Source organism: Microbacterium sp. HSID17254, assembly GCF_003989315.1.
Lineage (GTDB): Bacteria > Actinomycetota > Actinomycetes > Actinomycetales > Microbacteriaceae > Microbacterium.
Genome location: NZ_RBLT01000084.1, coordinates 1 through 2,089, shown reverse-complemented (window position 1 = coordinate 2,089; position 2,089 = coordinate 1). Strand labels below are relative to the sequence as shown.

General features: G+C 69.7%; 3 protein-coding genes, 1 pseudogene and 1 other annotated feature. Of the genes and pseudogenes, 1 reads left to right on the top strand and 3 read right to left on the bottom strand.

What is annotated here, in order from left to right; genetic code table 11:
* Window positions 1-487: IS3 family transposase (locus D8M34_RS17785; RefSeq protein ID WP_161973088.1), on the bottom strand; the 487-nt coding region annotated here is incomplete at its 3' end.
* Window positions 401-532: a sequence feature (AL1L pseudoknot), on the bottom strand. Its footprint overlaps the gene before it by 87 nt.
* Window positions 490-825 (bottom strand): transposase, encoded by a 336-nt coding sequence (locus D8M34_RS17780; protein WP_126894688.1) that lies wholly within the window; start codon window positions 823-825, stop codon window positions 490-492. Its footprint overlaps the feature before it by 43 nt.
* On the opposite strand from D8M34_RS17780, the gene D8M34_RS17775 reads away from it, so the two are divergent.
* The gene (locus tag D8M34_RS17775) at window positions 807-1,577 is read left to right on the top strand and encodes an IS1634 family transposase (protein ID WP_194088852.1); all 771 of its coding nucleotides are present in this window, start codon (window positions 807-809) and stop codon (window positions 1,575-1,577) included. The two genes, D8M34_RS17780 and D8M34_RS17775, sit on opposite strands and share 19 nt — an antisense overlap.
* A gap of 86 nt (window positions 1,578-1,663) precedes the next feature.
* Here D8M34_RS17775 and D8M34_RS19605 read toward each other — a convergent pair.
* Window positions 1,664-2,089 (bottom strand): annotated as a pseudogene (locus tag D8M34_RS19605) (hypothetical protein); the annotation flags it as partial.

The following is a 2,089-nucleotide window of genomic DNA, read 5'->3' as shown; positions in this document are numbered from 1 at the left end:
CGGACACGAATGCGGTGCACACCGTCCCCGACCACGTCGGCACATACGTCATGTCCACCACCCACAGCTGGTTCGGGCTCGCCGCGGTGAAGTCCCGATCGACCAGGTCCGGTGCCCGCCCGGCCTGGGCGTCGGGGCGGGTGGTGATCACCGGCTGCCCGCGGCGCACCCCGCGCAGCCCGAGACGGCGCATCCGCCGCTCCACCGTGCAGCGCGCCACCGGCCGACCTGTTCGCCCGGTGACCCCGTCGCGGCGCCGTTGGTGCCACATCTTGCGGGCGCCGTAGACCCCACGGCCCTTGTCGCGGTCGAAGAACGCGGCCTCGAGCGTGTGCGACAAGGTCGGGTCGCGCAGGGTGGGCCGGGACGGGGCCCAGTTAGTGTGCGAGTAATGGCCCGGCGGGGCGACCGGGATGCACGAGGGGCGCAAGAGGGCGAAGATCGGCTCGACCCCGAACCGGGCACGGTGGGCGTCGATGTAGTCCACGATCATCGCAGTCGGCGGTCGAGCTCCGCCACGGCGAAAAACGCCGACGCGGTCTTGAGGATCTCGTTCGCCCGCCGCAGCTCGGCGTTCTCCTGCCGTAGCCGCTTGAGCTCGTCGGATTCCACCGTGGTCACACCTGGGGTGACGCCGTCATCGATGTCGGCCTGGCGACACCACCCCCGGAGGGCGTCGGGCAGGATCCCCAGCTGCGGACCGATCCTCTTGCACGCAGCGTTGACCGACAGCCCCGGATCCTCCTGGCGCGCCTGGCGGACCATCCGCTTCGCGCGCTCACGCATCTCGTTGCTGAACTTCCTCGGTGCCGGCACGATCTCCACCCTTCCGTGGGATCAGAGCCTCCACCACTCCCGGGGCGCTTCAGGAGGTCAGCGCGAACCTGCGGGTCAAGGAAGTCAAGAGCAGCGACACCGAGCGGTTCGTGGTCGGCCACAACCCAGACGCCGCCGACCGGGACGCCGCGGTCCGCGCGAACCTCGTCGAGCGGATCGAAGAGATGATCGAGACCTCCGATCGGTTGTCGCCGACGAAGCGGGCCGAGCTGCGCGGGGTGATCTCCACCAAGCCTGGGCTGAACCGGTTCCTGCGCGTCACACCGGGCGGGCTGCTCCGCGTCGACACCGCAAGGATCACCGCGGACGTGAAGCTGGACGGGAAGTACCTGCTGCGCACCTGCGATCCGCACCTGCCGACTGAGGACATCGCGCTGGGCTACAAGCAGCTGCTGGAGGTCGAGCGCGGCTGGCGGGACATGAAGCAGGTCCTGGACCTGCGGCCGGTCTATCACCGACTCGAGGACCGCATCCGCGCGCCCGTCGTGCCCTGCTGGCTCGCACTGCTCCTGGACCGCGTCGTCGAGACCCAGGCCGGCGCCCCCGACCAGGCCACGACCTGGCCCCGCCCCCGCGACCAGTTACCGCGACTGCACGTCGGCATCTTCACCCGCCCGGCCGGGCTGTTCCGCCAGACCACCCCACCCAGCGCCGAGGTCCGGCGGCTGCACCAGGGCCTCGACATCGCCCTGCCGCCGCGGATCCTCGACCTCGACACCGAGCCGTCCACAACGCCCTGACCAGGGACAACACCGCCGCCTAGTGACACGACATGTCACCAGGCCGACACCCGTCTCCCCAGCTCAGACTCCCTATCCGGGCACTTTCATCGGACAGCAGCTGCGGAACCCAGGTCTGCCCACGAACTGCGGAACCCGGGCAGAACGCCCGCACGCACCGGTGGGGCGGCCCCCGGGGAGTCGGGGCCGCCCCACCGGGCGAGGCAACGCAGCACTGGGCAGCCGAGGGGGATGACTCCCAGCGCGATCGCCGTTGCCATCATCACCAGCGAGCACACCGCAGCCCGCCAGATGACCTTCTTATGGTGATCAGCCAGGTCGACCTTGGCCAACGACACCAACAACAGCATCGCCGGAACCAGCGGGCTGGTCATGTGCACCGGCTGCCCGATGAGCGCCGCCCGGGCCATCTCCACCGGTGTGATGCCGTAGTGCCCGGCCGCCTCGGACAGGATTGGCAGGATCCCGAAGTAGAACGCATCGTTGGTGAGGAAGAACGTCAACGGCATGCT